17 protein-coding genes and 1 pseudogene are annotated in these 24,269 nt (G+C 74.2%); 9 read left to right on the top strand and 9 right to left on the bottom strand.

The genetic code is table 11. From position 1 onward, the window contains the following. Positions 1–359: 359 nt before the first annotated feature. The 3 genes and pseudogenes from AC5R91_RS02060 (at position 360) to AC5R91_RS02070 (ending at position 5,037) form a co-directional block, all read left to right on the top strand. Positions 360–1,832, top strand: coding sequence for an XdhC family protein (locus tag AC5R91_RS02060; protein WP_495395375.1), 1,473 nt, complete (start codon positions 360–362; stop codon positions 1,830–1,832). Positions 1,833–2,614: 782 nt separating this feature from the next. Then, positions 2,615–4,035 (top strand): annotated as a pseudogene (locus AC5R91_RS02065) (MFS transporter). Between the two features lie 246 nt (positions 4,036–4,281). Next, positions 4,282–5,037, top strand: a complete 756-nt coding sequence (locus AC5R91_RS02070; RefSeq protein ID WP_495395376.1) for a TetR/AcrR family transcriptional regulator — start codon at positions 4,282–4,284, stop codon at positions 5,035–5,037. 303 nt (positions 5,038–5,340) lie between these two features. Here AC5R91_RS02070 and AC5R91_RS02075 read toward each other — a convergent pair whose 3' ends face one another. The 4 genes from AC5R91_RS02075 to AC5R91_RS02090 form a co-directional block, all read right to left on the bottom strand. Next, positions 5,341–6,267, bottom strand: coding sequence for an SDR family oxidoreductase (locus AC5R91_RS02075; RefSeq protein WP_495395377.1), 927 nt, complete (start codon positions 6,265–6,267; stop codon positions 5,341–5,343). A gap of 4 nt (positions 6,268–6,271) precedes the next feature. Further along, the gene (locus AC5R91_RS02080) at positions 6,272–7,204 is read right to left on the bottom strand and encodes an LLM class F420-dependent oxidoreductase (RefSeq protein WP_495395379.1); all 933 of its coding nucleotides are present in this window, start codon (positions 7,202–7,204) and stop codon (positions 6,272–6,274) included. Further along, positions 7,201–7,860 carry a pyridoxamine 5'-phosphate oxidase family protein gene (locus tag AC5R91_RS02085; RefSeq protein WP_495395380.1) on the bottom strand — a complete coding sequence of 220 codons (660 nt, stop codon included), beginning with the start codon at positions 7,858–7,860 and terminating at the stop codon, positions 7,201–7,203. Before AC5R91_RS02085 ends, AC5R91_RS02080 begins: the two co-directional genes overlap by 4 nt. 80 nt (positions 7,861–7,940) lie before the next feature. Further along, complete coding sequence (locus AC5R91_RS02090) at positions 7,941–9,134, bottom strand: lipase family protein (protein WP_495395381.1); 1,194 nt, start codon at positions 9,132–9,134, stop codon at positions 7,941–7,943. Positions 9,135–9,247: 113 nt separating this feature from the next. Between AC5R91_RS02090 and AC5R91_RS02095 the strand changes: the two genes are divergently transcribed. Beyond that, a complete protein-coding gene (locus AC5R91_RS02095; protein WP_495395382.1) occupies positions 9,248–10,975 on the top strand; it encodes an amidohydrolase family protein in 1,728 nt (575 codons plus the stop codon). 113 nt (positions 10,976–11,088) lie between these two features. After that, positions 11,089–11,676, top strand: a complete 588-nt coding sequence (locus tag AC5R91_RS02100) for an acyl-CoA thioesterase (RefSeq protein WP_495395383.1) — start codon at positions 11,089–11,091, stop codon at positions 11,674–11,676. Positions 11,677–11,874: 198 nt separating this feature from the next. Here the strand turns inward: AC5R91_RS02100 and AC5R91_RS02105 are convergent, their stop codons facing one another. Next, entirely contained in the window at positions 11,875–12,366 is a 492-nt protein-coding gene (locus AC5R91_RS02105; RefSeq protein ID WP_495395385.1) for a DUF2752 domain-containing protein, read from the bottom strand. Beyond that, the gene (locus AC5R91_RS02110) at positions 12,359–13,000 is read right to left on the bottom strand and encodes a TM2 domain-containing protein (protein ID WP_495395386.1); all 642 of its coding nucleotides are present in this window, start codon (positions 12,998–13,000) and stop codon (positions 12,359–12,361) included. The genes AC5R91_RS02105 and AC5R91_RS02110 overlap by 8 nt, the downstream gene beginning before the upstream one ends. 672 nt (positions 13,001–13,672) lie before the next feature. Here AC5R91_RS02110 and AC5R91_RS02115 point away from each other — a divergent pair. Together AC5R91_RS02115 and AC5R91_RS02120 are read left to right on the top strand one after the other, a co-directional pair. Further along, positions 13,673–14,179: a hypothetical protein gene (locus AC5R91_RS02115; protein WP_495395387.1), complete on the top strand. Its 507-nt coding sequence runs from the start codon at positions 13,673–13,675 to the stop codon at positions 14,177–14,179. Positions 14,180–14,446: 267 nt separating this feature from the next. After that, the gene (locus AC5R91_RS02120) at positions 14,447–16,234 is read left to right on the top strand and encodes an AAA family ATPase (protein WP_495395388.1); all 1,788 of its coding nucleotides are present in this window, start codon (positions 14,447–14,449) and stop codon (positions 16,232–16,234) included. A 174-nt stretch (positions 16,235–16,408) separates the two neighbouring features. Here the strand turns inward: AC5R91_RS02120 and AC5R91_RS02125 are convergent, their stop codons facing one another. Continuing rightward, the gene (locus AC5R91_RS02125; protein WP_011604921.1) at positions 16,409–17,044 is read right to left on the bottom strand and encodes a response regulator; all 636 of its coding nucleotides are present in this window, start codon (positions 17,042–17,044) and stop codon (positions 16,409–16,411) included. 367 nt (positions 17,045–17,411) lie between these two features. On the opposite strand from AC5R91_RS02125, the gene AC5R91_RS02130 reads away from it, so the two are divergent. Continuing rightward, positions 17,412–19,871 (top strand): diguanylate cyclase domain-containing protein, encoded by a 2,460-nt coding sequence (locus AC5R91_RS02130; RefSeq protein ID WP_495395389.1) that lies wholly within the window; start codon positions 17,412–17,414, stop codon positions 19,869–19,871. Positions 19,872–20,003: 132 nt separating this feature from the next. Here the strand turns inward: AC5R91_RS02130 and AC5R91_RS02135 are convergent, their stop codons facing one another. Continuing rightward, positions 20,004–22,580: a DEAD/DEAH box helicase gene (locus AC5R91_RS02135; RefSeq protein ID WP_495395390.1), complete on the bottom strand. Its 2,577-nt coding sequence runs from the start codon at positions 22,578–22,580 to the stop codon at positions 20,004–20,006. 166 nt (positions 22,581–22,746) lie between these two features. Between AC5R91_RS02135 and AC5R91_RS02140 the strand changes: the two genes are divergently transcribed. After that, positions 22,747–23,724 carry an acyl-CoA desaturase gene (locus AC5R91_RS02140; protein WP_495395391.1) on the top strand — a complete coding sequence of 326 codons (978 nt, stop codon included), beginning with the start codon at positions 22,747–22,749 and terminating at the stop codon, positions 23,722–23,724. Between the two features lie 93 nt (positions 23,725–23,817). On the opposite strand, the gene AC5R91_RS02145 is transcribed toward AC5R91_RS02140, so the two are convergent. Next, entirely contained in the window at positions 23,818–24,147 is a 330-nt protein-coding gene (locus AC5R91_RS02145; protein WP_495395392.1) for an FDXHR family putative zinc-binding protein, read from the bottom strand. Positions 24,148–24,269 lie beyond the last annotated feature (122 nt).

Genomic DNA, 24,269 nt, shown 5'->3' on the forward strand with positions numbered 1-24,269 from the left:
GCCATCCGCGGACGGGGATCCGCTCGGACCGGTCGGCTGTCGGTGCCGACGTTCCGCTGATCGCCAGTTCCCAGCGATCCCGTAAAGATCATAGGAGGCCGGTGCGGGCCCGCAGCCCGGGGAGCAGCCGGCCAACTTCTGGACAACGCCCGCGCTCGTCGCCCGGCCGTTGCCGCGTGATGCCTGAGGTTAGGCCGCTGGCCGGCTCTGTCATCGGCTGGCTCTGTCATCGGTCGGGTGGGGCGTCGGTCACGGCGGGGCCGCCGGGTCGCAGGCGGGTTCTAGGGTGGCGGCGAGACCCCTGGGTAGGCATGTATGCAGGTCGGGGGTCGATCGGGCAGCGGAGGGGGGTGGCGCCGGTGCGCGAGATCGCCGACGCGCTGCGGCGCTGGCGGGCCGAGGGCGGCGCGTTCGCGGTGGCGACCGTCGTGGGGGTGCGGGGCAGCGCGCCCCGCCAGCCCGGCGCCGCCATGGCCGTCTCCGCCGGTGGGGAGGTCGTGGGCAGCGTGTCCGGCGGCTGCGTCGAGGGCGCGGTCTACGAGGCCGCGGCCGAGGCGATCCGCACCGGCGTGCCCGCCCTGGAGAGTTACGGCATCTCCGACGACGACGCCTTCGCCGTCGGCCTGACCTGCGGCGGGATCATCGACCTGGTCATCGTCCCGTACCCGGCCCGTGGGCGATTCGCTGACACCGCCGCCACAGACGCCGACCCCACCGACGTGAGCGCAGACGCCGCAGACGCCGCAGACGCCGCAGATGTCGCAGATGTCGACGCCGTCGCCGATGTGGACGTGGATCCGCGCGCCCACGTGGAGGCCGACCAGCAGCGGCGTGCGGGGGTCGCGCTCGACGCGGTCCTCGCCGCGCTGGCCGCCGACGACACGGTGGCGCTGCTGACCGTCGTCGGGGGAGACGGGCTGGGTGGGCAGATGGCGGTGTGGCCCGATCGCACCACGGGTTCGTCCGGGGTCGCCGGTCTCGACGTCGCCGCGGTGGACGACGCCCGCGGGCTGTTGGCGGCCGGTCGCAGTGGGCTGCGCCGCTACGGGCCGCAGGGGCAGCGGCGGCCGGACGCGATCGGCGTGTTCGTCCAGTCGTTCGCCCCATCGCCGCGGATGCTGGTCTTCGGCGCGATCGACTACGCCGCCGCGGTGGTGCGGTTGGGCCGTTTCCTCGGATACCGGGTGACGGTGTGTGACGCCCGGCCGGTGTTCGCCACCGCGCGACGCTTCCCCGATGCCGACGAGGTGGTCTGCGAACGGCCGGTGGCCTTCCTCGACCGCGCGGCGGTCGACGCTCGCACGGTGATCTGCGTGCTCACCCACGATCCCAAGTTCGACATCCCGGTGCTGTGCGCCGCGCTGCGCTCCCCGGCGCACTACGTCGGCGCGATGGGGTCGCGGCGCACCCACGCCGACCGGCTGCGCCGGCTGCGCGCCAGCGGCGTCGCCGAGGACGACCTCGCGCGGCTGCACTCCCCGATCGGCCTGGACCTGGGCTCGCGCACGCCCGAGGAGACGGCCGTCTCGATCGCCGCGGAGATCATCCAGAGTCGCTGGGGTGGCAGCGGCCGCCCGTTGCGGACCACCAGCGGTCGCATCCACGCCGACCCCGGCGCCCAGGCCGACCCCGCCGACCAGGCCGACCAGGCCGGGCCGTCCAGGATCTCCGACGGCGCTGGGGCGTACAGACCCTCCGACCAGGCCGGGTCGTCCGGGCCGTCCGACAGGGCAGGGTTGTCCGGGCCGTCCGACAGGGCAGGGTCGTCCGAGCCATTGGCGGAGCTGGCCGCGCCGTATCCGGCGGCCTCCCTGGCCAGACCAGAGAGCTGAGGGGTGCCTCTTGCCGGTGGAGATCCCACCGGGGTCGGGTGCTCGGTGGCCGCGAGGCTGGGGCGCTCGCTGGCCGAACCACCGGTCTCGTCTCTATCCGTTCTATCCGTGATCGCTCATGCGCAGAGACGTGCCGAGGGGTAGGTACGGTTTTTCGGCGAAAAACCGTACCTAAGCCTCGGCATGATGTGGCCTCAATATGGCCGACATTCGGCTGACGGGCTGACGGGCTGACGGGCTGACGGGCTGACGACGGTGGTCGTGCGGCGTGGCCGTGGTTCCGCCGAACACTGTGATCGTCCGGTCCGGGGGGCGGGAGCGCGGCCCCGCGGAGCGCGGTTCCGCGGGGCCGGGTTGATCGTCGCTGCGCGACCGGGCCCTCCGTGGTGGGCAGGGTGGCCCCCGGGTGGCCACTGGGGGGCTCCGCCGTGCGGGGGCTTCGGGGCCCGTCGGGCCGCCCGAGAGCCGTCCGGCCGTGGCGGGGAATGGGGTCCCACCTGGACGTCTGCGTACCGCGATGGGTGGCGGCCGTCACTGGGGCGCTCCTCCCGTTGGTGAACCTGCGTTCACTATGCTGGTGAACGCCGGTTCACCTTCAGCCGATCCGGTCTCGATCATTCGGTCTCGATCAGTCAAGGAGTCACGTGGACGAGCCTGCCGTGCATCCGGTCCGCGCCGTGTCCGCGGGGGAGGCTCCCGCGGCGGGCGGGGGACGCTCCCGGGAGCTCAGCGCCGTGCTGGGCGTCGGCGGCATCCTCACCGCGATCTCGCAGGTCTCGATCGTGCCGCTGCTGCCCGACCTGCCCCGGCTCACCGGCGCGTCGGCGTCGAACGTGAGCTGGCTGCTCACCGTCACCCTGCTCGTCGGCGCCGTGGTCACGCCGCTGTTCGGCCGGGCGGGCGACATCTTCGGCAAGCGGCGGATGCTGCTGGTCGCGCTCGGGATGCTGACCACCGGGTCGGTCCTGTGCGCGCTGACGTCGAACATCTGGCTGCTGATCCCGGCGCGCGGCCTGCAGGGCGCCTGCCTCGCGGTGGTGCCGCTGTCGATCAGCATCCTGCGCGACGAGCTCCCCCCGAGCGGGTCGGGTCGGCGGTCGCGCTGATGAGCGCCACCGTCGGCATCGGCGCGGCGCTCGGCGTCCCGTTCGCCTCCCTGATCATCCAGTTCGCCGACTGGCACGTGATGTTCTGGGTCACCGGCGGGCTCGGCCTGGCCGATCTGATCCTCGCCGGGCTGCTCGTGCGCGAGTCGAAGGTCCGCGCCCCCGCCCGCTTCGACATCCCCGGCGCGGTCGGGCTGGCCCTCGGCCTGCTGTGCCTGCTGCTGGCGCTGTCCAAGGCGGCGGACTGGGGCTTCACCAGCCCGCGGTTCGGCGGCCTGATCCTCGCCGCCGTGGTGATCTTCGCCGGTTGGTCCCGCTGGCAGTTGCGGGTCGCCGACCCGCTGGTCGACCTGCGCCTGGCGCGGCGGCCCGCGGTGCTCGCCCCGAACGCCGCGGCGCTGCTGATCGGCTTCTCCTTCTACGCCAACTCGCTGTCCACCGCCCAGCTCGTCCAGGTCCCGAAGGAGACCGGCTACGGCCTGGGTCTGTCGGTGTTCGCCAGCGGCCTGTGCCTGCTGCCCGGCGGCGTGGCGATGTTCGCCCTGTCGCCGGTCGCGGCGCGAATCACCGCCTCCCGCGGCCCGCGCCTCACTCTGCTGCTCGGCGCGTCCGCACTCGTGTTCGGCTACCTGCTGCGCATGTTCACCAGCGAGAACCTGCCGATGATCGTGGTGGGTGCGGCGATGGTCGCCGCCGGGACGGCGCTGGCCTACTCGGCCATGCCGATGCTGATCATGAACGCGGTTCCCCGCACGCAGACGGCCGCCGCCAACGGCCTCAACGTCCTGCTGCGCACGGTCGGGCAGGCGATGTGCAGCGCCGCGGTCGCCGCGCTGCTCAGTCACCTCACGATGACGACCTCCGTCGGGGCGGTGCCGAGCCTCGGCGCCTTCCGGACCGTCTTCGCGATGGCCGGCGTGGTGGGGGCGCTCGCTCTCGGGGTGGGCTGCCTGGTGCCCGCCCGCGACCGGTCCGATGCGGGCGTGCCTGTGCAGCCCACCGGGCCGCCGCGGACCGGGGACGCGGCTCGCGGCGACAATGGCCGGCTGGGGGAGCCGGTTCCGGCCACGGCGACCCCGGTCACCACGACACACTGACCACGCGGCGGGGTCTCGGTGTGCGGGGTCAGGGCGACGGTGCGAGCCGACGCGGCCAGGGCGGCGCGGTGAGGATGCGGTGAGGACGTGGCGCGGTGAGGGCACGGCGCGGTGAGGATGTGGCATCCGGGAGGCCCCGACGGTGCCGGGCGGGCACGGTGCGCCGCCGGTGAGCGGTAGCGTGCAGGCTCGGGCGTCCCGGTCGGGGACGTGCGGCGCATCCCGGGATGGGCGGAGGACCGGACCATGACGAGCGCCTCGACCACCACCCGTGGACGCCTGGCCGCGCCGGAACCTGCCGACCACGCCCAACCTGACACCGCCCGTTCGGATGCGGCCCGTTCGGATGCGGCCGACTCGGATGCGGCCGACTCGCGTGCGGATGCCGCGCGTTCCGACGTCGCGGGGGGCGCGTCGGCCGGGACGGGGGCAGCGGGCAACGGGCGGGGGCGGATGCGGGGAGACGCCGAGGTCAGCCGTGAGGCGATCATCGCCGCGGCCCGCCGCGCGTTCGCCCGCCAGCCCTACGCCGCCATCACGCTCAAGGCGATCGCGGCTGACGCCGGGGTGAGCGCACCGCTGGTCCTGAAGTACTTCGGTAGCAAGGAGCAGCTCTTCGCCCGGGTCGCCCGGTTCGGCGATGAGATCGACTGGTTGCTCGACGCGCCACTGCCCGACCTCGGCCGCCACCTGCTGCACGCCCTGCTCGACGCGCACGAGCAGCGCCGCGATCCGCTCATCCGGGTCGCGTTCGCGCTCCAGCACGGCGAGCACGCGACCCTGCTGCGCGACAACTTCCGCGATCAGGTCGTCGCCCGGCTGCGGTCCCGACTGACCGGCCCGGATGCCGCCCTGCGCGCCGAGCTCGTCCTCGCTCACCTGCTCGGCCTCGGCGTCCTGCGCAAGATCGTGCATACCGAGGCGATCAGCGTCGCCGAACGCGACCGGATCGTCGACCTGTGCGCGCCGGGCCTGCAACGCCTCCTCGACGGCACCGTCTGACGGCCCCCGTCGCCACAGTGATCACCCGGCCGAACACGGTTGGGTCGGTTGCGGTGCGTTCTGTCCGGTCCGGGCCCGGCGATGGTGCACAACGCACCGCAGTCCCCGTCCCGACCCACAAGATAATCAACAGTGTTGACGGATTGTGCCTGCCAGTGATCATCCGGTGGTGCTGCCGGACCCTGTCGTGTCGTCGGCGCCGGTGGGCTGGCTCAGCGCGGGCCGACGCCGACCGGCCACCTCGGCGCGGGCGGGTTCAGCGGTGGGTGGGCGCGTCGCGCCGGGGACGGGCACCGGGGCGGCTCAGTGGTGGGTGGGCGCGTCGCGCGGGGGACGGGTGCCGGTCAGGTCGGCGTTCGGGGCGGCGGCGCGGACCAGGTCGGGGATGACCTCGCCGAGCGCGCCCGGGTCCCAGACGCCGTCGAGGTCGACGGCCGGGCCGGCCACCCAGCCCTCCAACACGGTGATGCTGCCGCCGACGACGGCGAACACCCGCCCGGTCACTCCGGCCGACGCCTCGCTGCCCAGCCAGACCACCAGCGGCGCGATGTGCCCGGGGGTCATCCTCGCCGCCTGCGCCTCGGGCAGGTCGCCGGTGAGACCGTCGGTCATCCGGGTCAGCGCGAGCGGAGCGATCGCGTTCACGGTCACGCCGTAGCGGGCGAGTTCCAACGCGGCGGTGATGGTGAACCCGGCGATGGCGGTCTTGGCGGCGCCGTAGTTCGTCTGGCCGATGTTGCCGAACAACCCCGACGGCGAACTGGTGTTGACGACGCGCCCGGCCCGCCCGCGCCCGGCGGAATGCTCGTCGCGCCAGTAGACGCCGGCATGGTGCGTCGGGGCGAAGGTGCCCTTGAGGTGCACCCGCACGACGGTGTCCCACTCCGTCTCGGTCATGTTGACCAGGGTGCGGTCGCGCAGGATCCCGGCGTTGTTCACCAGGACGTCGAGGCCCCCGAACGTCTCGACCGCCTGGGCGACGAGGCGCCCGGCCCCGGCGAAGTCGGCGACGTCGTCGGTGTTCGCCACCGCCTGCCCGCCGGCCGCGCGGATCTCCTCGACGACGGCGGCCGCGGGCCCGTCGTCGCGACCATGGCCGGTTCGGTCGCAGCCGAGATCGTTGACGACCACCCGGGCGCCCTCGGCGGCGAACGCCAGCGCATGCGCCCGCCCGATCCCGTTGCCGCCCCCCGTGACGATCACCACCCGACCCGCGCACAGACCCGACACGGGCTTACACCGGGTCCGCGGCGTGGGCGACGATCTCCTCGCCGAAGCGGCGCACGGTGTCCTCGGCCGCGGCCGGGTCGTCACCGCAGACCGCGATCACGATCCAGTCCGCGCCGAGCTTGGCGAAGGTCGCGACGTCGTCGAGCATGGCCGCCGCGTCCCAGCCCTGCCGGACATCGAGCTGCGGCCACATGCCGGTGGCCACCACGTCGACGGCGTCATGCGGGCGCCCCGCCGCGTCCAGCCGGGCCCGGACGTCGTCGACGACCCGGGTGAACCCGTCGACGCCGGGCACGGCCGCGGTACGGATCGTGCGGGCCAGGGTGTCGTTCGTCAGCAGGGTGACGACCCCCTGCCCGTAGCGGACGGCCCGCTCCCGCCCCCACGCGCTGTTGCCGTGCAGCCACAGCGGCGGGTGCGGCCGCTGGACGACCTGCGGCTGGATGTTGGTACCGCGGGTCTGCAGCAGCCGGCCGCTGTGGGTCAGCCGCGGCTGCTCCCAACTCGCGCGCAGCACGTCCACCGTCTCGTCGAACGCGGCGAGCCGCCCGTCGAAGTCGACGCCGAGCGCGCCGAACTCCGAGCGTAGGTAGCCCGCGCCGAGGGTCAGCGTCAGGCGACCCCCGGACAGCGCGTCGAGCGTCGCCACCTGGTGGGCGGTCAGCAGCGGGCTGCGGTAGGGCGCCACCAGCGCCCAGGTGAACAGGCGGATGCGGCTCGTCACCGCCGCGCAGAAGGCCAGCGACACCAGCGGGTCGGCGCTGCCCTCCCCGCCGGAGTCGACCCAGCGCGCCGACGGCGCGGGATGGTCGCTGAACCCGAGCGCGGCGAAGCCCGACTCCTCCGCGGCCCGCGCGAAGCCGGTCACCGCGTCCGGGGTGAGGATCCGCGGCGACCAGGCAGGATCGGCCACGGCATGTTGGACGGCGAATCTCATCGGTGCTCCACACTCCTGGTCGCGGTCGGCGCCGCGGTCGCGGTTGACGTCGCGGTGGGGCAGGCAGAGGGATCGGGCAGGGGCGGCAGGGGAAGGGGCAACGCCGGCAGGCCGTCGATGCTCGTGCCGTTGTACTCCTTGCGTTCGCAGTAGGCGGCGAACTCCTCGTCGGTCCGCCGACCGAAGTACTCTCGGTGCAGGCTCCGTTCCTCCCGGTACTCCAGGAACGGCACGGCGTAGCCGCAACTGTCGCTGATCCGCTCGGCCGTCACGACGATGATCGACCGCAGCCCGCTGGGGTCGGCCGCCCGCGGATCGAACCGGGCGAGCAGCCCGGCGAAGCGCGGATCGTCGCGGAACACCGGCTCGCCGCGCCCGTGCACTCGCACAATGCTCGGGGGCCCGGTGAACGCACACCACATGAGCGTGATTCGGCCGTTCTCGCGCAGGTGCGCGAGGGTCTCCGCGTGGCTGCCCCCGAAGTCCAGGTAGGCCAGGGTCCGCTCGTCGAGGACGCTGAGCGTTCCGGCGCGGCCCTTGGGGGAGAGGTTGACGCTTCCCTGCGCCGACAGGGGCGCCGTCGCGACGAAGAAGAGGACCTGTTCCTCGATGAAGGCGCGCAGCCGGCCGTCGAGGCGTTCGTAGGTCTTTCCCATGGATAGGCAGTATCGCCTCGCCCACCTGCCGGCGCCCGTGCTTTCCCCGCCGTCCCGCCGTCCCGGTCCGGGGTTGGCGGTCAGCGGGGCGGGCGGAACCGGCCGTCCGGGCCGACGCTGAGCTCGTCGTCGCCGAACTCGCAGACGCCGGCCGCGGCCAACGCGTCGATGTAGTAGTGCGGGAAGTGGTCGCCGATCGTGTACGGGAACAGCCGGCCCAGCGGCCGGACCTGGCCGAGGGGGAACGCGGCCAGCGCCCCGGCGAACCCGAGCGCGCTGAGCATCTGCCCCACCGGGCGGCCGGTGGTGTCGGTCCACCCGCCGCCGTAGCGCCATTCCCGGCCGATGTGCCGGTAGCGGCCGACGGCGGTCGGCGGCAGGTGGGGGACCGGATCCTGGCGGTAGACGAAGCGCGCGATCGGCGCCGGGTCGACCACCGCCGCGTAGGCCGCCGCGGTGCCGTCACCGCCGATCATCGGCTGGCCGAAGGTGTAGACCGCGCGCAGCGCCCGGCGCAGCTCGGCGTACACCGGATCGGTCATGATCCGCAGCCCGAGGATGACCGCCATGGCCCCGCCCAGGCTGTGCCCGGTCAGGTACAGCGCCGGTGGCCGCGCCGAAGCCTTCCGCCGTCCCTTGGCGCCGCCGGCGCGGGTCGTGCCGGCGCCGCCCGCGCGGGGACTGGCGGCGTCGTCGCCGTCGGTGTCGTAGATCGACCGGCCGGCCATCGCCCGGCTCAGGGTGCGCAGCACCTCGAACGCGGTGGCGCGCACGTTGCGGTGGAACCCGGCGTGCAGGTCGTCGACGGCTGTGCCCGCCAGCCGGACGCGGGTGCGTTCGCGGGAGTGGACGTCCAGGTCGGTACCCCAGTTGATGAGGTCCGACGGCTCGGTGCCGCGGTAGGCGACGATGACGACCCGGGCGTCGGCGCTCTGCACGACGAACGCCGTCGAGCGGATCAGCATCGCGTCAACATGCTCGGCGATGATCCGGCACCGGCAGCCGGGCAGCCCCAGCCGGGTCATCGCCGCCGACACCGCGTTGATCCCCCGCGGCAGGTCCGGATCGAGCAGCGTCGAGGCGGTCTCGGCGTAGGCGTAGCCGGCGCACGCCGCGAGGACGTGGCTGGTCGGGTCGTCCGGATGCAGGTGGGTGTCGTCGAAGGCGGCGAGGTGGTCGACGAGGTCGCGGTAGACCGGGAAGTGCTCGTCGAGCCGCGGCCGGTACGGGCGCAGGTCGTCGAGGTCGAGGACCTGCGCGTTGCTCACCTGCACCGCGGCCTCCCCACGGTCGGCCGCGCCCGGCGTGGCCCGGCGCGCCCCGCCCGGCCCCGGCTGCCGACCGTGACCGCGACGATGTACGGATCGATGCCGCAGGGTAGCTCACTGTGGCCGCCGTCGTCCGGGCCCTGCCGCCCGCCACGCCGGTGGACGGCGGTCGTAGGGTGGCGGGGATGGGGCGCGCCGCGCAGGAACCGCAGCGTCGGGCGTTGCTCGTGCGCCGGGCGGAGCTGACCGGGCTGACCGGGCCGACCGAGCCGCCCCGCCCGCCCCGCTTGTCGCGCCCGGCCGGCGCGCGGGCCGCCGGCGGCGTGCCGGGGGTCGACCGCCGCCTCCTGGCCGGGGCGTTCCCGCCGGCGCGGGTCGCGGACGTGCGGATTCTCGGCGGACGGATCGTCGAGGTCAGCGCCGAGCCGCTGCGTCCGCGGGCGGGGGAGTACGTCCTCGACGCCGACGGCGGCGCGCTGCTGCCGGGGCTGCACGATCATCATGTCCACCTGCTGTCGCTGGCGGCGTCGGCGTCGTCGGTGCGGGTGGGGCCGCCCGAGGTCGTCGACGCCGCCGGGCTGCGCGCGGCGCTGCGCGCGGCGCCGGGCACCGGTCCGGCGAGGTGGGTGCGCGCGGTCGGCTACCACCCGTCGGTGGCCGGTGACCTCGACCGGCACACCCTCGACGCGCTGCTGCCCGACCGGCCGGTGCGGGTGCAGCACCGCGGCGGCGCCCTGTGGGTGTTCAACTCGCCGGCGCTGCGCCTGGCCGGCATCGACGGCTGCGACCTGCCGGGCGTCGAACGTGATCCCGCCGGGGCGCCCACCGGGCGGCTGTGGCGGCTGGACGGCTGGCTGCGTCGCCACGCCGCGCTGCCCCCGGTGGCCGTGGACCTCGCCGCCGTGGGCCGTGCCGCCGCCGCGGCGGGGATCACCGGGTTCACCGACGCGACCCCCGGCCGCACCGCCGAGCACCACCGGACCCTCGCCGCGGCCGCCGCGACCGGCGAGCTGCCGCAGCGGCTGACCCTCATGCGCCCCGAACCGCAGCCCACCGCCGATGAGGACGCCCCGGCCGGACGGCGGGCCGGGGAGGGGACCATCGGCGTGGCGGGCGTGGCGGGCGTGGCGGGCGTGGCGGGCGTGGCGGGCGTCGGCGGCGCCCGCGTCGTCGGCGGCCCGGTGAAGGTGATCCTCGACGACGACACCCTGCCCGACCTCGACACCCTCGCCGCCCGGTTCGCCGCCGCGCACCGCGCCGGCCACCCGGTGGCCGTGCACTGCGTGACCCGCGTCCAGACGGTGCTCACGCTCGCCGCGCTCGACCTCGTCGGCCCGCGCCGGGGCGACCGCCTCGAACACGGCGCCGTCGTACCCGGCGAGCTGTACGGGCAGGTGCGCCGCGCCGGGCTCGTCGTGGTCACCCAGCCCAACTTCGTCGCCGAGCGGGGCGACCGCTACCTCGTCGACGTCACCGACGAGGATCCGGCGTCGCTGTACCCGGCCGCCTCCCTCGTGCGGGCCGGCATCGGACTCGCCGCCGGCACCGACGCCCCGTTCGGTCATCCCGACCCGTGGCGGGCCGTCGCCGCCGCGGTGACCCGGCGCACCGCCGCCGGGATCGTCCTGGGCGTCGACGAACGCCTCGACGCCCCCGCGGCCCTGGCGCTGTTCCTCGGCGACCCGGCGGACCCGGCCCGCCCGCGCCGGGTGCGCCCCGGCGCGCGCGCCGACCTCTGCCTGCTGCACCGCCCCCTGCGGGCGGCCCTGCGCGACCCGTCCGCCGCCCAGGTCCGTCAGACGATCATCGACGGCGTCCCGGTACACGGCCCAGGCCAGGACCGCTGAGCGCAGGTCAGCCGGTGCGAGTCCGCCCGTGCGAGTCCGCCCGTGGGAGTCCCCCGGTGAGAGATTGCTTGCACCGCGGCCCCGTCGGCGCCGCGGATGTGCACAGTGGCGGGATGGACCCCAGACGCGATCCCGAGCGGCTCAGCCTCGCCAGCTACCCGCTCAGTCACCCCGTCCAGGCGCGGTTCAGTGACCTTGACGGCAACGGCCACCTGAACAACGTCGCGCTGGCGTCGTTCTACGAGGACGCCCGCATCACGCTCGACTGGCGGATCTTCACCGACGGCAAGCCGGTGCCGTTCGAGAACTTCACCTTCGTCGTCGCCAACATCTCCATCCACTACCTGGCCGAGGCGCGCTATCCCGCGACGTACGTCGTCGGCTGCGGGGTCGGCCGGATCGGCACCACCTCGTTCGTGCACAGCGCGGGCCTGTTCCGCGACGGCGTCTGCCTCGGCCTGTGCGACAGCATCCTGGTCCACCTCGTCGAGGGCGTGCCGACGGTCATCCCGCCCCACCGCCGCGCGCAGATGGAGGCGCTGGCCTTCCCGGTACGCGCGGGGGCTGGCGCGCCGACCGAGGCCGAGGCCGGGATCGAGGCCGCCGCGGGGACCGAGGTCGACGCCGGGGCCGTCGGGATCCCGGATCAGCCGGCGCAGGCCGGTTCCGGCCTGGTCGGCTCCGAGCCCGACCGTCGCTAAGGTGCGCAGCCACTTCTGATCTGTGCGTGGTTCCGCGGAACCGCGCCGCGCCGCGCCGCCGGACGCGACCCCGACCCGCCTCTGACGACCGAACCGTCATGCCGACGTCAAGATAATCCACGGTGTTGACGGCGCGGGGCGCCAAGACGATCATCCAGATCGGGGTTCGCCATCGGCCGCCAGACGGGCGGACGGCGCTCAGCCGTGCGAGCCGGGGGTCAGCGGCCATCCGGGCAGGTTGCGCACGACCATCCAGACCAGCGCCGCGCCGCCGAGTCCGTAGGCCAGCGGCGCGGGCAGGGGGGCGTACCGGTCGTCGCGTACCGCCCGGGCCTGGCGGGCCAGCAGGCCGGCGAGCAGCGGAGCGCAGGCCAGCACGAACACGTTGTCGTGGCCGGCCGCCGCCCACCGTCCATGCAGCACGTCGTAGGCGGCGCGCAGGGTTCCGCAGGCTGGACAGTCCAGGCCGGTGACACGGTGGATGGGGCAGCCGGGCATCGTCGTCGACGGGTCGTGCGGATCGTGGCCCGCCAGGTAGGCCAGGCCGGCCACGGCCGCCGCGACGACGCCCCAGACCGCCGCGCGGCGCCGCCCCGATCGGGGTGACGCCGTTCTGGCCGTGGCCGGCCCGGTTGCCGGCGGCCCGGGTGGGGCGCCTGCGCCGTCCGGGGACGGCGGCGGCTCAGTCACGCAACGGCCGGCCGTGCCGGTCACGGACGTTGCCCGTCAGCATCATCACGCCGTCGATCAACGCCCAGACGCCCAGACCGCCGCAGGTGAAAAGCTGCGCCAGCGCGATGCCGGTGTTGCCGAGGTACCAGCGGCCGGCGCCGAACCCGCCAAGCAGGATCTGCAGCAGCCCGGCGGTCAGCTTCTGCTTGTCCGAGTAGGCCTCCCCGGTCACCGGGTGCCGGCCGAACGGGGCGGAGGGATCGTAGGGCGCCGCACCACCGTAGCCGGGCGGCGGACCGTAGCCGGGGGGCGGTCCGTAGCCCATCTGGCCGGAGTACCCCGGCTGTCCCTCGTACCCGGGCTGCCCCTGGTATCCGGGTTGCCCCTGGTATCCGGGCTGCCCCTGGTATCCGGGCTGGTTCGGGTATCCGGGCTGACCCTCATAGCCGGGCTGGCCGGAGAAGCCGGGGGGCGCGCCCGGGTAGCCGTCCTGGCTCGGGTAGCCCTGCTGGTTCGGGTAGCCCTGCTGGTAGCCGGGCGGCGGCTGCTCCGGGTACCCGGGCTGGCCCTGGGCCGCGGGCTTCTGGTCGGAGTGCTCGGGCTGCCCCTGGTAGCCGTGCGGCCGGTCCTGCGGTTGCCATGGCGAGGTCATCTGTGCTCCCAGGGTGTGCGGGTCCGGCTCCCCGGCCGGGCGCCGCGCCCGGCCCGTCCGGGGCGGGCCGCCCTGATCGGCGGCACGCCCGGGGACGCGCCGGCGCGGTGATTGCGGCGATGCTACCGAGATCGCCCCGGCGCGCGACCACCGTTTGCCTCCCGCCCGCTGTCCGGTGCGCGACCTGCCAACCCGCCGCCCGCCGCCGCGCGCGGCGTCCGCCGCGGACCCCCTCCCGGCGGTGGCGGTCTGTGGGTCCTTCGTGGTCCCCGGATGGCCCGTCCGTGGTGGAACCATCGGGTTGTCATGGCGTCGGCGATGCGTCCCCGATTGGTCACCATCGGTTTCCGGGGTTCTGATGCGGCGGGCTGACCTGCGGTTCTCTTTCCCGTTCGGGGTCAATCGCGCGGACTCGTGACCTGTTTGTCGTCCCGTTTCGGATATCCGGGCGTGGCTGACCTGCGCGGCACCGGTCGGACGGGCCAACAATCCACGATCCCGCGGACAAGCGGCTCGATTTCCGTTACACGATCCCCGGTTGTCTTCTACAGTTCAGCGCGGGTTCCCGAAGCCGTCGGCGTCGCAGGCGCGACCCGGCGACGCAGGCGTGCCCCGTCGCGCCGGCGCAAACGGCCGGCGGGAGCTCGGACCGGAAGGCTGAGGTGGCTGGCGATGCGACACGGGCACGGCGACGGCGCCGCCGGCGGGCGAGCCGGAGCCGAGTTCGACCTGGCGGTGATGGAGATTCTGGAGCCGCTGGCCGAGAAGTACGGGCTTTTCCTCGCCAAACGGACCTGCTGGTATGTCCAGTTCCGGGGCGGTCGGCGAATGTTCGACGTCGCCTGCGATCCGTGGACGTCATGGGCGCTCGGGGCCAGGGTCGGGATGTGGTCGGCCGATTCCGGGCCGGCCGTCGACGGCGTGCTGGCACCCCGGCCACGCGCGCTCAGCGTCCAGGACATTCTGCACACGGTTCACGGAATGCGGGAGAACGCCTGGCCGTGGATCGCGGCGACCCCCGCCGAGCTGCGCGCGATCCTGCTGACCCTCGCCGGACTCGTCGACCGCTACTGCGGGCAGCTGTTACTCGATGACGACGCCTTCGCCCGGGCCGAGGTCGCGGTCAACCGGGCGACCGCCGAGCGGGAGGCGTTCCTGCGCCAGTTCGAGGACCGCTGAGGGAGTTTCCCCGCCTTCCGGTGGAGGGCCGCCCGGCCCGGCCGGTGACGCCCCGTGTGCAGGGCATGGCCCTGATCCGGGACGGATGTCCACCGCGGATGGTCCGAACGTCCCCCGGGTAGGCAACCTCTGGCGGTCGTGCGATCTCCTACGGACGGCGAGCATGACGAAGGAGAACCATCGAACGCCTGTGTTCGACTGTTCGACGGTGGAACGGGGCGTCGACCGTCAGGATCGTGAGACTTTCACGCAACCCCGGGAGAGGCCATGACCGTCCAGTATGTGCGGGATGCCCTGCCCGGCGAAGGGGCCGGCGACAGCCGCAACGCCGGTAGCCCGTCGCCGCCCGGCACCTCGTCGGCCGGCACCTCGTCGCCGGGCACCTCGTCGCCGGGCACCTCCTCGGCCGGAACCAGGCCGGCCGGAACCAGGCCGGCCGGAACCAGGCCGGGCGGCGAGACGGCGTCGAGCGGGCCGGCGTCGAGCGGGCCGGCGTCCCTCGCCGGCGCGTCCGTGCCGCCTCGACTACCGGCCCCCTCGCTCGCCGAGCTCGCCGCCGCCGAGACCCGCGAGACGCACAGCGCCGTGCTGTACCTGACCGCCGACCGGGTCTACAAGCGCAAGAAGCCCGTCAACCTGGGGTTCCTCGACTTCACCGAACGGCGGACCCGGGAGGCGGTGTGCCTGGCGGAGGTGGCGCTCAACCGCCGTCTCGCCCCCGACGTCTACCTCGGCGTCGCCGACCTGCGCGACGACTCCGGCGAGGTGATCGACCATCTCGTCGTCATGCGGCGGATGCCGAGCAGCCGCCGGCTGTCGACCCTGGTGCGCCGCGGCCACCTGCTCGGCCCGGCGCTGCGCTCCGTCGCCCGGGCGCTGGCGGTGTTCCACCAGCGGTGCGAGACCTCCCCGCTGATCGCCACCGCGGGGGAGCGGGCCACCCTGGAGGACCTGTGGCGGGAGGGGATGGCTGGCATCGCCGCCTACCGCGGCACCCAGCTCGACGCGGCGGTCGTCGACGACATCGGCCGCCTGGCGTTGCGCTACCTCGCCGGACGCGCCGAGCTGCTCGCCGAGCGCACCCGGGCCGGCTGGATCCGCGACGGGCACGGCGACCTGCTCGCCGATGACATCTTCTGCCTCGACGACGGCCCCCGCATCCTCGACTGCATCGAGTTCGACCCGCGGCTGCGCTTCGGTGACGTCCTCGGCGACGTCGCCTTTCTCGCCATGGACCTGGAGCGTCTCGGCGCCCCGGAGGAGGCCGCCGAGTTCCTGGAGGCCTACCGCGAGTTCAGCGGCGAGGTGCATCCCCGGTCGCTGCAGCACTTCTATGTGGCCTACCGGGCGTTCGTGCGGGCGAAGGTGGCCTGCATCCGTGGCGGTCAGGGGGATCCCGACGCCGCGGAGAACGCCCGCCGGCTGCTCGCCGTCGCCCACCGCCACCTGCGCGCCGGCCGCGTCCGCCTGGTCGTCGTCGGCGGGCTGCCCGGCACCGGCAAGACGACGCTGGCCAGCCGGCTGGCCGAGGTCGGCGACGGCTGGGTGCTGCTGCGTTCCGACATCATCCGCCAGGAGCTCGTGGGCAAGCCGCCCGCCGAGGCCCCGCCCCAGCAGCCCGCTGATGACGCCTCGCCGCCGGTCGGCGGCGAGGCGGCGGGGTTCGACGCCCAGTTCGGCGTCGGCCGCTACGCCCCGGAGATCACCGACGCGACCTACGCCGAGATGCTGCGCCGGGCCCGGGCGGCGCTGTGCCGGGGGGAGAGCGTGGTGCTCGACGCCTCCTGGTCCAGCGCACGCCACCGCGACGCAGCCGCCACGCTCGCCGCCGACGTCTGCGCGGACCTGGTGGAGCTGCACTGCGTGACCGCACCCGAGGTCGCCGCGGCGCGCATCGCCCGCCGCATGGCCGCCGGCCCCGACCCGTCCGAGGCCACGGTCGCCATCCACCGGGCCATGGCCGCCCGCGCCGACCCGTGGCCGTCCGCCGCGGTGATCCGCACCGCCGTCACCGTCGCCGAGGCGTTGCAGGCCGTCCAGAGCCACCTCGACTGACCGGCCGCGCGGGAGACCTCCTGCGCGGCCGGTGGGCGCGACGGCGACCGACGCGCAGCGGCGCGTCGGTCGGGGGGTGTGGCGCTGGTCGGGGAGAAGGGCGCGGCGGCGGCCGGGGAGAGGGGTGCGGCGCCGGCCGGGGGAGTGGGGTGGGGTCCGGCGGCCGGCGGCGTGCTACTTGTCGATGCGGGTCGCGTAGACGGCGGCCTGGGTGCGGCTGGACAGCTCCAGCTTCTCCAGGATCGCCGAGACGTAGTTCTTGACCGTCTTCTCCGACAGGTGGATCCGCCCGGCGATCTGCCGGTTGGTCAGACCCTCCGCGATGAGGACGAGGATCTGGCGCTCCCGCTCGCCCAGCGCCGCGAGCTTGCGGTCCTCCGCCGGGCCCTCCCGCAGCCGGGTCAGCACCCGCTGGGTGACCGCCGGGTCGAGCAGGGAGCGGCCGGCGGCGATCGTGCGGATCGCCCCGACCAGGTCCGTGCCCTTGATCTGCTTGAGCAGATAGCCGGCGGCCCCGGCCATGATCGCGGCGAACAGCGCGTCATCGTCGTCGTAGGAGGTGAGGATCAGGCAGCCGATCTCGGGATGCGCCGAGCGAAGGTCACGGCAGACGTCGATGCCGTTGCCGTCCTCCAGCCGCGCGTCGAGCACCGCCACGTTCGGTCTGGTGGCAGGAATCCGGCGCAGCGCCTCGGCCGCGGTGGACGCCTCGCCGACGACGTCGACGTCCCCGGTCTCGGAGAGCATCTCCCGAATTCCCCGGCGGACGATCTCGTGGTCATCCAGGAGGAAGACCCGTACGGTACTCACAGGGTGACGATACCGCTCGAGTTGCGTGCCCCGGCCCGGATCGCGGGGTGACCCCGGTCGAAGGGGCCCGACGGTGTGCCCGCCGCCGGGTCGCGGCCGGTCGCCGCCGCCCCGCCGCCGCCCCGCCGCCGCCCCGCCGCCGCCGTCCATCACCCTCACCGGAATGCGCGTCCTCGCTCACGCAGCGCATATCTCGTCACGCTATGGGTTTGATTAAGCTCGTAGTGTTAGCTTCGCGCGTGGGGTGGGACAGCGGGAGGGAGGCGCCCCGGGCGACCGCGGCGGAGAGCCGCGACGGGCGGCGACGGGCGGCGACGCGGCGAGGTGAGGAGCCGGTGGCGTGATGATGAGGGGTACGACGCGGTCGATGACCGGCCGCGCGGGCGGGACCGCGGCGGCGGTCCGCGGGGCGCGCTGCGCCGGCGAACCGTTCGGCCCCGGCGGATCGGGGCTGCGCGCGCTGGCCTGGACGGGCGGGGTGCTGTGCGCCCTGGTGATCCTGTTCGGCGTCGTCCTGCCCTACCCCGGCTCCTACCTCGTCCCGCGGATCGCCGGCCTCGTCGTCATGTTCCTGCCGGTCGTCGTCGGGGCGTGGACCGGTTGGCGTGCCCGCGGGCGCGACCGGTGGTGGCGCTGGCTGCTGGCCGCGGCCAGCCTGGTCGTCGATCTCGGCGGCATCGCGATCACCCTCACCGGCGGCCAGGCGGGCTCCCCGACCCAACCTCTGCCGACCCTGACCTACAGCCAGCTGGCGTTCCTCATCCCGTCCCTGCTCGTGCTGGTCGCCCTGTTGCTCTACCCGCCGTCGCCGTCGTCCGGGACGGCCGGGGTCGCCCTCGGCCGCCGCTGGTGGATGACCACCGTGCTCGACAGCCTCCTCGCGGTGGGCTCGGTGGGCCTGCTGGCCTGGGTGTTCGTCCTGCGTGACGCGATCAACGCCACCGTCGGCGACGTCGAGAGCGTCGTGGTCACCCTCGCGATCAGCGCCGCGAACCTCCTGCTCGTCTGCTCCGCCCTGGTGGTGTGGATCTTCCGCCGGCCGGCGTCGACCGTTGGGTTCGCCCTGTTCTCCCTCGGTCTGACCGCGATCAGCCTGAGCTATCTGACCAACACCGCGACCCTCGCCACCCAGCGCGCCCCGCCCCCGGCGGTGTTCGAGGCCGGCTGGGTGATCGGCGGCTGGTGCCTCATGCTGGCCTGCCTGGTTCCCCCACCCCCCGTCACCCTCGCTCCCACGACCCCCGCCGCCGTGACGTCCGCCGCCGCGGCGCGCGCGGGCCCGCCCCGCGCCGGCGGGGTCAGCCTGCGCTGGTGGCATGCGATCCTGCCGCTGCTGCCCCTCGTCGTCGCCGGCCTGGTCGCCCTCGGCGACATCGTCCTCGGCGTCGGCCTGCAGGTGGTCGACATCGCCGGCCTGGTGGGCCTGCTCCTGCTCGGGCTGGTCCGCGAGATGGTCGTCATCGCCGACAACATCGGCCTGCTGCGCCAGCTCGAACTCAGCGAACGGCGCCTGCATCACCAGGCCTTCCACGACCCCCTGACCGGGCTGGCCAACCGCGCCCTGTTCAACGACCGCCTCGACCACGCCCTGACCCTGCAGCTACGCGACCGCCGCCCGCTCGCCGTGCTCTACGTCGACCTCGACGACTTCAAGGGGGTCAACGACACCCTCGGCCATGCCGCCGGCGATCGGCTGCTGCAGGTCACCGCCCGCCGCCTCACGCGCGCCGTACGCGCCGCCGACACCGTCGCCCGCCTCGGCGGCGACGAGTTCGCGATCCTGCTCGCCCCCGGCGGGGACGACCCCGCGACGGTCGGCAGCCGGGTGCTCACCGCCGTGCGCGCCCCCGCCCTGCTCGCCGGCGCGCGGCGCTGCGTGCCCGCCAGCGTCGGACTCGTCGTCGCCGACGCCACCGAGGAGCTGTCCGCCGAACTGCTGCTGCACCGCGCCGACAGGGCGATGTACGGGGCGAAGGCCACCGGCAAGGGCAGCCTGACCATCTACGATCCGGCGGTCGAGGCGGGCCGCGGGCGCGGCGTCGACCGGTCCCCGCGGGTCGCGCTGACCCGCGCCCTGCGCGGCGAGACCGGCGACGGCGAACTGTGCCTGCACTACCTGCCCGTCGTCGAGCTGACCTCCGGGCGCGCCGTGGCCTGCCAGGCCCGGCTGCACTGGTCGCACCCCAGCCTCGGGGACCTGCCGGCGGCCGCGCTGGTGCCCACCACCGAATGCGCCGGGCTCGCCCCGGCGCTCACCCTGGCCACCCTCCGCCTGGTCTGCGACGACCTGCCCCGCCTGCGCGGCAGCCCCACCCCGCCGCCGGTCCACCTGCCCGTTCCGACGGCCGTGCCGCTGCCCGCCGCGTTGGTCGGCGCCGCCTGCGCCGCCGCCCGCAGCGGGCGGCTGCGCCCCGGCGACCTCGTCTGGGACCTCGTCGACGCCCAGCGAGGCCTCGACCCCGCCGACCTCGTCGGCGCGCTGCGGCGGCTGCGTGACTGCGGTTTCGACCTCTGCCTGTCCGACTTCGGCGGCGACGCCAGCCTGGACCTGCTGCGCGCCCTGCCCGTCGACATCGTCGCGCTGACCCCGGCGCTGACCGCCGACTGGACCGCCCCCACCGCCGCCGACCGCGACCGCGCCGTGCGCGACGCCCTGCTCGGCCTGCTGCACCACCTCGGCGTCCGCATCGTCGCCACCGACCTCGCCGGCCCCGCCGCCGCCGCCCGCGCCGAGGATCTCGGCGTCACCCTCGCCACCGGCGGCGAGCACCACCCCGACCGCACCCCCGCCGCCCTGTCGACCCCCGCCGGCGCCCGCGGCGGCTGAGACGCCCTCCTTCAGGGGCCGACCACCCGCCGCCAGGGGGCTGAACACCCGCCCAGCCGCGGCTCGCCCCCCGCCGTCGGCTTCCCGCCGTCGGCCTCCCGCTCGCCCGCGGCGGCCCGGCCCCGCGTCCGGTCAGAGCCGGTCGACGGCGGTCACCCGGACCATCGCCACCCCGGCCTCGTCGGAGGCGGCGAGGTCGATCTCCGCGCTGATCCCCCAGTCGTGGTCCCCGGCCGGATCGTCGAAGATCTGCCGCGCCGTCCACACCCCGGGCCGCTCGTCGAGCAGCAGCAGCCCCGGCCCGCGCGCGTCCGGGCCGGTGCCGAGCTCGTCGTGCTCGGCGTAGTAGCCACCCAGCGCCTGCGCCCAGCCCGCCGCGTCGAACACCGGACCGTCCCCCGCGGCGACCCCCGCCGCCGGGCCGTCGAGCTCGCCGAGCAGGTCGTAGCGGCGCAGCGCGGCCAGCTCCACCCGGCGGAACAGCGCGTTGCGGACCAGTACCCGAAACGCCCGGATGTTGCCCGTCACCGCCGGCGGCCGCTCGTCGACCGCCCCCGCCCCGGCGGCCGCCTCGGGATCGGGATTGCTCAGCCGCTCCCACTCGTCGAGCAGGCTGGAGTCGGTCTGGCGCACCAGCTCTCCGAGCCACTCGGTGAGGTCGACGACCTCGTCGGTGCGCGCATCCTCCGGCACCGTCTGACGCAGCGCCTTGTAGGCGTCGGCGAAGTAGCGCAGCAGCAGCCCCTCGGAGCGGGCCAGCCCGTAGAACGCCACATATTCGGCGAACGTCATCGCCCGCTCGAACAGCTCCCGGGCCACCGACTTCGGCGCCAGCTCGTAGTCGTCGACCCACGGATGACCCTGCCGGTACGTCGCGAACGCCGCGGCGAGCAGTTCGCCCAACGGCTGCGGGTAGGTCACCTCCTCCAGCAGCTCCATCCGCCGGTCGTACTCGATCCCCTCGGCCTTCATCGCCGCCACCGCCTCCCCCCGCGCCTTGCTCAACTGCGCGTGCAGCACCTGGCGGGGGTTGTCCAACGTCGACTCCAGCACCGACAGCATGTCGAGGGCGTAGGTCGGCGACGCCGGGTCGAGCAGCTCGAGCGCGGCCAGCGCGAACGGCGACAGCGGCTGGTTGAGCGCGAAGTCAAGCTGCAGATCCCCGGTCACCCGCACGTTGCGGCCCAGCTCGTCGGGGGAGTCCAGCTTCTCCACCACGCCGGCGGCCAGCAGCGCCCGGTAGATCGCGATCGCCCGGTGGATCAGCCGGCGCTGCGTCGGGAGATCCGAATGGTTGTCGGTGAGCAGATGACGCATCGACGCGAACGCGTCCCCGGGCCGGTTGACGACGTTGAGCAGCATCGCGTGCGTCACCGTGAACTGCGACGTCAACGGCTCCGGCTCGGCGGCGACGAGCCGCTCGAACGTCGGCTCCCCGTACCCGACGGTGCCCTCCGGCGGCTTCTTGCGCACCACCTTGCGCCGCTTCTTCGGATCGTCGCCGGCCTTCGCCAACGCCCGCATGTTGTCCACCACATGATCGGGAGCCTGCACGACGACATTGCCCACCGAGTCGTAGCCCGCCCGCCCCGCCCGCCCGGCGATCTGGTGGAACTCCCGCGCCGACAGCAGCCGCACCCGCGTCCCGTCGTACTTCGACAACGACGTGAACACCACCGTGCGGATCGGCACGTTGATCCCCACCCCGAGCGTGTCCGTCCCGCAGATCACCTTCAACAGCCCCGCCTGCGCGAGCTGCTCGACGAGGCGGCGGTACTTCGGCAGCATCCCCGCGTGGTGCACCCCGATGCCGTGGCGCACCAGCCGGGACAGCACCTTGCCGAACCCGGCGGCGAACCGGAAGTTCCCGATCGTCGCCGCGATCTGGTCCTTCTCCGCCCGCGACGACACGTTCACGCTCATCAGCGCCTGCGCCCGCTCCAACGCCTGCGCCTGGGTGAAGTGCACGACGTACACCGGCGCCTGATGGGTCTCCAGCAGCTCCCCGATCGTCTCGTGCAGCGGGGTCGTGACGAACCGGTAGAACAGCGGCACCGGCCGCTGCGCCGAGCGGACCACCGCCGTGGGCCGCCCGGTGCGCCGCGTCAGGTCCGCCTCGAACATCGACACGTCGCCGAGCGTCGCCGACATCAGCACGAACTGGGTGCGCGGCAGCTCCAGCAGCGGCACCTGCCACGCCCACCCCCGCTCCGGATCGGCGTAGTAGTGGAACTCGTCCATGACGACCTGACCGACGTCGGCGGCCACCCCGTCGCGCAGCGCGATGTTCGCCAGCACCTCCGCCGTGCAGCAGACGATCGGCGCCGTGTCGTTGACGGAGGCGTCGCCGGTCATCATCCCGACGTTCGCCGCCCCGAACATCGCGCACAGCGCGAAGAACTTCTCCGACACCAGCGCCTTGATCGGCGCGGTGTAGAACGTGCGGCGCCCCGCGGCCAGCGCCGCGAAGTGCGCCCCGGCCGCCACCAGGCTCTTACCGGACCCCGTCGGCGTCGCCAGGATGACGTTCGACCCGGAGACGATCTCGATGAGCGCCTCGGACTGGGCGGGATAGAGCTCCAGGCCCTGCTCCCCGACCCAGGCGGTGAAGGCGTCGTAGAGAGTGTCCGGATCCGGCTCGCCGGGTACATCGTCGGCGGCGCCGGCTACCGGATGCGAGGTCGCGGGAAGGTGGTCGGTGAGTGTCATGGTCCCTCGATCGTGCCTGACGCGCGCCGCCGCCGACCGGCGGGCACGCCCCCGTCTACTGTTGGGGCGGACCCGAACCGGCTTTCCGGTGGCCAGCACCCGTGACCCGGCTCGGAGAACCGACGAGGGTTGCCGGGTATCCGACGACACTCGTGAGAGGAAATATGTGTCCTCCGAATCGATCGAATCGACATTCCAGCGTGTCGACGCGGGCCCGCCCGCCCGTCCCGACATCGCCCCCGACCTGAAGACCCCCCTCGAGCAGATCCTGCTGCTGCTGTTCCTCGTCGTCCCCCTCCTCGCGGTGGCCCTGGCGGTGCCCGTGGCCTGGGGACACGGACTGGGCTGGCACGACATCGTCATCGGCGCGGTGATGTACCTGGTCTCCGGCTTCGGGATCACGGTGGGTTACCACCGTCTGTTCACCCACGGCTCCTTCAAGGCCAGCCGGCCCCTGCGCATCGGCCTCGCCCTGGCCGGCAGCCTGGCCGTCGAGATGAGCGTCACCGACTGGGTCGCCGCCCACCGCCGCCACCACAAGTACTCCGACTCCGCCGCCGATCCGCATTCACCCTGGCGCTTCGGCCGCAGCACCGTCGGAGTGACCAGAGGCTTCCTGCACGCCCATGTCGGCTGGCTGTTCAACCGCCACCGCACCTGCCCGAAGCGGTTCTGCCCCGATCTGCTCGCCGACCGCGACGTCGCCGCCGTCGCCGCCGCGTTCCCCTGGTGCGTGGCCGCCTCGGTCCTGATCCCGCCGGTGGCCGGCGGGCTGTGGAGCATGTCGTGGGAGGGCGCGCTCACGGCCCTGTTCTGGGGCTCCCTGGTGCGTATCGCCCTGCTGCACCACGTCACGTTCTCCATCAACTCGATCTGCCACCTCATCGGCGAACGGCCCTTCACCGCCCGCGACCAGTCGCGAAACGTCTGGTGGCTGGCCGTGCCGTCGCTGGGGGAGTCCTGGCACAACCTGCACCACGCCGACCCCACCAGCGCCCGCCACGGCGTCCTGCCCGGTCAGGTCGACCCGAGCGCCGCGCTCATCCGCTGGTTCGAACGCCTGGGCTGGGCCCACGACGTGCGCTGGCCGACCGCCGAGCGCATCGCGGCCCGCCAGGCCTGCCCCGCCGAGCAGGCCCGCTGACGCAGCCGACCGTCCGGCCGGCGCTCCGTCCGGCCGGTCCGCCGCCGGGCCGGCGCGGCCGTTTCGGCCGGCCCATGCGGCCGGCCGGCTCGGTCAGCCGGCCATCCGTACCTCGCCGCCGGGGGGCCCGGCCGATCCGCCAGGGTCACCGTGCCCGCCGGCCCCCTGCCGGGAGCCGTACAGGATCCGGCCCGGCGGCTGCTCGCCCGCGACCAGCCAGTAGCCCCGGTCGTGGCGCAGACCGACCCGCTGCGGGGGCTGGCAGACCCCGTTCACCCGGTGCGCGTCGAAACCGGTCGTGGCCCCCGCGAACGTGGCATGACAGGTCGGGCAGTGCGCCGCGGTCAGCGCCGTCCACCGGGCGTCGCACCCACCGCAGCCGAGCAGGATGGGACGTTCGTACTCGTTGTCCCGCCCCGCCATGAATCCACCCTTCCCCCGTGGTACGTGCAACCCTCGTCGACGGGGATTCTTACCGCTCCACGTTTCCAACGGGGGTATTTCCGCTTTCCCGGTCACCATGACGGTCCATCTGACCACGGCAC

The organism is Frankia sp. BMG5.60, assembly GCF_059428125.1.

What these genes read in the sequence shown, in the direction of transcription:
- AC5R91_RS02135 (WP_495395390.1), bottom strand. Translation starts at nt 22,580, where the DNA reads ATGACACTCACCGACCACCTTCCCGCGACCTCGCATCCGGTAGCCGGC.
- AC5R91_RS02115 (WP_495395387.1), top strand. Translation starts at nt 13,673, where the DNA reads ATGCGACACGGGCACGGCGACGGCGCCGCCGGCGGGCGAGCCGGAGCC.
- AC5R91_RS02145 (WP_495395392.1), bottom strand. Translation starts at nt 24,147, where the DNA reads ATGGCGGGGCGGGACAACGAGTACGAACGTCCCATCCTGCTCGGCTGC.
- AC5R91_RS02080 (WP_495395379.1), bottom strand. Translation starts at nt 7,204, where the DNA reads ATGAGATTCGCCGTCCAACATGCCGTGGCCGATCCTGCCTGGTCGCCG.
- AC5R91_RS02120 (WP_495395388.1), top strand. Translation starts at nt 14,447, where the DNA reads ATGACCGTCCAGTATGTGCGGGATGCCCTGCCCGGCGAAGGGGCCGGC.
- AC5R91_RS02110 (WP_495395386.1), bottom strand. Translation starts at nt 13,000, where the DNA reads ATGACCTCGCCATGGCAACCGCAGGACCGGCCGCACGGCTACCAGGGG.
- AC5R91_RS02085 (WP_495395380.1), bottom strand. Translation starts at nt 7,860, where the DNA reads ATGGGAAAGACCTACGAACGCCTCGACGGCCGGCTGCGCGCCTTCATC.
- AC5R91_RS02130 (WP_495395389.1), top strand. Translation starts at nt 17,412, where the DNA reads ATGACCGGCCGCGCGGGCGGGACCGCGGCGGCGGTCCGCGGGGCGCGC.
- AC5R91_RS02070 (WP_495395376.1), top strand. Translation starts at nt 4,282, where the DNA reads ATGACGAGCGCCTCGACCACCACCCGTGGACGCCTGGCCGCGCCGGAA.
- AC5R91_RS02100 (WP_495395383.1), top strand. Translation starts at nt 11,089, where the DNA reads ATGGACCCCAGACGCGATCCCGAGCGGCTCAGCCTCGCCAGCTACCCG.